This window comes from 'Chrysanthemum coronarium' phytoplasma (assembly GCF_000744065.1).
Classification (GTDB): Bacteria; Bacillota_I; Bacilli_A; order Acholeplasmatales; family Acholeplasmataceae; genus Phytoplasma; species Phytoplasma asteris.
Map to the genome: position 1 here is coordinate 1 of NZ_BBIY01000043.1, position 3,703 is coordinate 3,703.

Here is a 3,703-nt window from a genome sequence, read left to right on the forward strand (position 1 = left end):
TTTTTTTCTTTTTTTGGCATTTTGATTATATTGGTTTAATAAATGTTTAAAAGCTTGTTTTTGGTTCTTTTGGTTGTGATATTGGTAAATATAATTTTCTATGGCTTTGACCTTGTTAACAAAATGATGGGGATTTTGGAGACTTCGTTTCCACATAGTGATTAATTGGCGATCATTATCGTTTAAAATCGCTTTAGATGGTTGTAAATAAAAATAAAGAACCCCGCTTCCTCAAAAAGGTTCGTAATAAGTTTTAAATTGTTTGGGTAAATGAGAAATAATTTGAGACAAAAGTTTTTTCTTACAACCAATCCAATTGATTTCATCTTTCTTCTCCTTATTCCATAAATAAAATAAAAAGAAAATATCAGAAAAGATGGCGATTATAGCGTTAAATTTTAATCCTAATTCAAAATTGAAAAATAAAGCCATGATATTACTAATGATGAAAAATAAATAGGAAATGGTTAATAAAATAGGATATCTTTTTTTCATTTTGTCTCCTTTATTTTTTTATTTCTTTTGGTGTCCTTACCAATAATTGTGTGTTTTTTCAAATAAAAAACCCCTTTTGAAAAGGGGTTAGATGATTAAGTTTATTTGGTTGTTATTGAGTTTTATGAATTGATTGTTTTAAAAAGGTAAAGTTGTTTGAGGTTTATTATCTAAAAAGATCACGTTTTGAAGAATAACTTTAGTATTGATTTTGGTTTGACCTTCATTATTCGTATATTTTTGAATGGATAAAAGCCCTTCAAGATAAATTTTCGAACCTTTATGTAAATATTTCTTCATGTTTTCGGCTTGTTTTCTAAAAACTACACAAGGGATAAATTGGGTTATCTCCTTGAGGTTAACCGCTAATTGAAAATCAATTTTAGGGATTTGTTCGTTATTACTATTAATGTATTGTTTTTCTAAATCATGGATTATACGGCCGATTAATTGAACTTTATTTAACATAATTTTATTTTTCCTTCTTTTTGATATATTTTTTTATTTATTCATCAATAAAACTTTTGAAAACAAATGTATTGAACGACTATCTGATTTGTTGATGTTGGAATCGTTTATTACTGTTGTTTCAAAAATTTTATGTTTGATTTTGATACAAAAAAAAGATTACTTTTAAAGTAATCTGGTTTTTATTTTTTTATCACTTAAACGAAATGTTTTTTTTGAATTACTAGTTTAACGTCATTATGGACGATAAGGGTTAACTTTTTTGTATTTTTTTAATTTTTTTAATAGCGATGTTTTTAATATTTTCTACTTGTTTTAAAGATAAATTGAATTTTTCAGCAATTTTGGCGTTATTATAACATCTTTGATAATCTTCGTTGATATTCCCTAAAGGAACGCCAAAACTTAAATGGATAATTTGAAATTCGTTTTCACTTAATTTAGCTTTCATTTTTTTTAAAAAGATTTCATGATTAACTTGTTTTAACCATAATTGATGGGGATTCAGTTTATTTATTTGATATGGTTCATAAAACTCTTCTTGAAAAGAAAAATTATCCTTTTTGTGATTTTTTTCGGGATTGAAGGTGAATGGCTTTTTCTTATTGTTTCTCTTATTTCCGATTTGATGGTTGGAGTAGCATAAGCGATAAAGTCATAACCTAAATCTTGGTAATGATTGAGGGCTTTGATTAATCCTAAAATGCCTTCTTGATATAAATCTTCTTTAGTTAAAACTCGAGGATAATATTTAAATTGATAAACTAGTTTTTTTACCAAAGGCAAATGAAGTTCGATTAATTGATTACGAATTTCTAAATTCTGTTTATTTTTTAAAAAATCTTTAAATAATTCTTGTCTTAACATTTAATTCCTTTCTAAAAAAGTTTTTAGAAAAGATAGGGAATTATTTTTTTAGTCTTGAAAGAAAAAAAGACTAACTGAATAGTTAGTCTTAAAGATTTTTTAAAAAGCAAAAAGTGTCTAAAGTTTTGGAACAGGGCAGGACACCAAAAGAAATAAAAAAATCAAGGAGATAAAATGAAAAAAAGATATCCTATTTTATTAACCATTTCCTATTTATTTTTCATCATTAGTAACATTATGGCTTTATTTTTCAATTTTGAATTAGGATTAAAATTTGACGCTACAATAGCCATCTTTTCCGATATTTTCTTTTTATTTTATTTATGGCATAAGGAAGAAAAAAGATGAAAATCAATTGGATTGGTTGTAAGAAAAAACTTTTGCCTCAAATTATTTCTCATTTACCCAAACAATTTAAAACTTATTACGAACCTTTTTTAGGAAGTGGGGTTCTTTATTTTTACTTAAAATCATCAAAAGCGATTTTAAACAATAATGATCGCCAATTAATCACTATGTGGAAACAAAGTCTCCAAAATCACCATCATTTTGTTAACAAGTTCAAAGCCATAGAAAATTATATTTACCAATATCACAACCAACAAAATCAAAAACAAGCTTTCAAAAATTTACTAAACCAATATAATCAAAATATCAAAAAAAGAAAAAAATTAACTAGGTCAGCTATCTTTTATGTTTTAAATAAATACGCTTTTCGAGGTATTACTCGTTATAATAAGCAAATTAATTTAAAAATAAATTTTGGGTATATAAACCCAAACAAAAAAACACTATCATCAATTTAAATGAATTAATTACCTTTCAAAGACATTTCCAAAAGAAAAAACATGTTTTATATTGTATGGATTTTTGTAAAGTTATCGCCAATAGTCAAAAAGGCGATTTTCTTTTTGTCGATCCACCATATTACTATGAAGGGATTAAAGATAAAGATTTTTACCAAAAACCATTTTCTTTTGAAGATCATAAATTGTTAGCGAAGACATTACATCAAGCAACCAAAAGAGGGGTTAAATGGTTATATACAAATTACGAAACAACCCCAATTCTTAATTTATTCCCAAATTGTAACATCATTAAAACAAAAATAACAACAAGTCATCATCTCGCGAACAAAAACATCAATCAAGAAATCATTATTAAAAATTATGAATAGAATTAAAATTTTTACCATTGTTTTACATCATTAAATTAGATATGAAACTTTATTTTGATTAAAAAAGGAGAAAAAATCAATGATGAAAAACAAAATTAACGCGTTAAAAACAAAATTAACTAAATTAAAATGCAAAAACATTGAAATTATTCAAAATAATGAAACTAAAATTAAAGAAATTAATTTTGATTTCAAAGGAATATATGAGGATAGTTTACAATTTTTAAAAATTGATTTTTATTCAAATGCTAATTTAAGACGCGTTCAATGCTTTTCTTGTAGGTTAGATGTTAATGACAAAGATTTTACTTATGATTTTTATGATAAAAATAATCCACAAGTATTTAAAGTTTGTTCTTTTACTTTAGTTCCAAAAGTTTTTAAATATTTAAAAGCAATTGGCAATATTTTACAACGTGAATATTTTATCCCTATTATGGATGTTGATGAAGAAATAACTTATAATTTAATTTCTACTAAAACTTTATATACAAACTAAAATCAAAAAAAGGAGATTTTAAAAATGATAAATAAAACAACAATTTATTATCGTGCCGATAAAACTATTGATTATATTTTTGAAAACGACAAAGAAACTGGATATATAATTAAAAAAACACAATACCAATCCGACGGAACAAATATTGACTATGTAAGTGAATACGACAAAGATACTGGTCAAGAGGTTAAAGTCAC

7 protein-coding genes and 1 pseudogene are annotated in these 3,703 nt (G+C 24.7%); 5 read left to right on the forward strand and 3 right to left on the reverse strand.

Translation table 11 applies throughout. The features are described 5' to 3' along the window. Positions 1-231: 231 nt before the first annotated feature. The 3 genes and pseudogenes from OYV_RS05350 to OYV_RS02715 all read right to left on the reverse strand — a co-directional run bounded on the left by OYV_RS05350 (position 232) and on the right by OYV_RS02715 (position 1,830). The gene (locus tag OYV_RS05350; RefSeq protein WP_081931931.1) at positions 232-495 is read right to left on the reverse strand and encodes a DNA adenine methylase; all 264 of its coding nucleotides are present in this window, start codon (positions 493-495) and stop codon (positions 232-234) included. 138 nt (positions 496-633) lie between these two features. Continuing rightward, positions 634-963 carry a single-stranded DNA-binding protein gene (locus OYV_RS02710; protein WP_011160753.1) on the reverse strand — a complete coding sequence of 110 codons (330 nt, stop codon included), beginning with the start codon at positions 961-963 and terminating at the stop codon, positions 634-636. Positions 964-1,216: 253 nt separating this feature from the next. After that, a pseudogene (locus OYV_RS02715) lies at positions 1,217-1,830 on the reverse strand (sigma-70 family RNA polymerase sigma factor). 174 nt (positions 1,831-2,004) lie between these two features. On the opposite strand from OYV_RS02715, the gene OYV_RS05070 reads away from it, so the two are divergent. From OYV_RS05070 to OYV_RS04670, 5 genes are all read left to right on the forward strand, one after another. Then, a complete protein-coding gene (locus OYV_RS05070; RefSeq protein WP_172642359.1) occupies positions 2,005-2,178 on the forward strand; it encodes a hypothetical protein in 174 nt (57 codons plus the stop codon). Then, positions 2,175-2,636: a DNA adenine methylase gene (locus OYV_RS05555; protein WP_269077285.1), complete on the forward strand. Its 462-nt coding sequence runs from the start codon at positions 2,175-2,177 to the stop codon at positions 2,634-2,636. Before OYV_RS05070 ends, OYV_RS05555 begins: the two co-directional genes overlap by 4 nt. Before the next feature lie 8 nt (positions 2,637-2,644). Further along, positions 2,645-3,007, forward strand: a complete 363-nt coding sequence (locus OYV_RS05560) for a DNA adenine methylase (protein ID WP_269077286.1) — start codon at positions 2,645-2,647, stop codon at positions 3,005-3,007. Positions 3,008-3,086: 79 nt separating this feature from the next. Further along, positions 3,087-3,506 (forward strand): hypothetical protein, encoded by a 420-nt coding sequence (locus tag OYV_RS02730; protein WP_070097662.1) that lies wholly within the window; start codon positions 3,087-3,089, stop codon positions 3,504-3,506. 24 nt (positions 3,507-3,530) lie between these two features. Further along, a partial coding sequence (locus OYV_RS04670) for a DUF2963 domain-containing protein (RefSeq protein WP_152550835.1) occupies positions 3,531-3,703 on the forward strand: 173 nt, incomplete at its 3' end.

Coding starts and splice junctions, on each gene's coding strand:
- OYV_RS05070 (WP_172642359.1), top strand. CDS start 2,005: ATGAAAAAAAGATATCCTATTTTATTAACCATTTCCTATTTATTTTTC.
- OYV_RS05350 (WP_081931931.1), bottom strand. CDS start 495: ATGAAAAAAAGATATCCTATTTTATTAACCATTTCCTATTTATTTTTC.
- OYV_RS02730 (WP_070097662.1), top strand. CDS start 3,087: ATGATGAAAAACAAAATTAACGCGTTAAAAACAAAATTAACTAAATTA.
- OYV_RS05555 (WP_269077285.1), top strand. CDS start 2,175: ATGAAAATCAATTGGATTGGTTGTAAGAAAAAACTTTTGCCTCAAATT.
- OYV_RS02710 (WP_011160753.1), bottom strand. CDS start 963: ATGTTAAATAAAGTTCAATTAATCGGCCGTATAATCCATGATTTAGAA.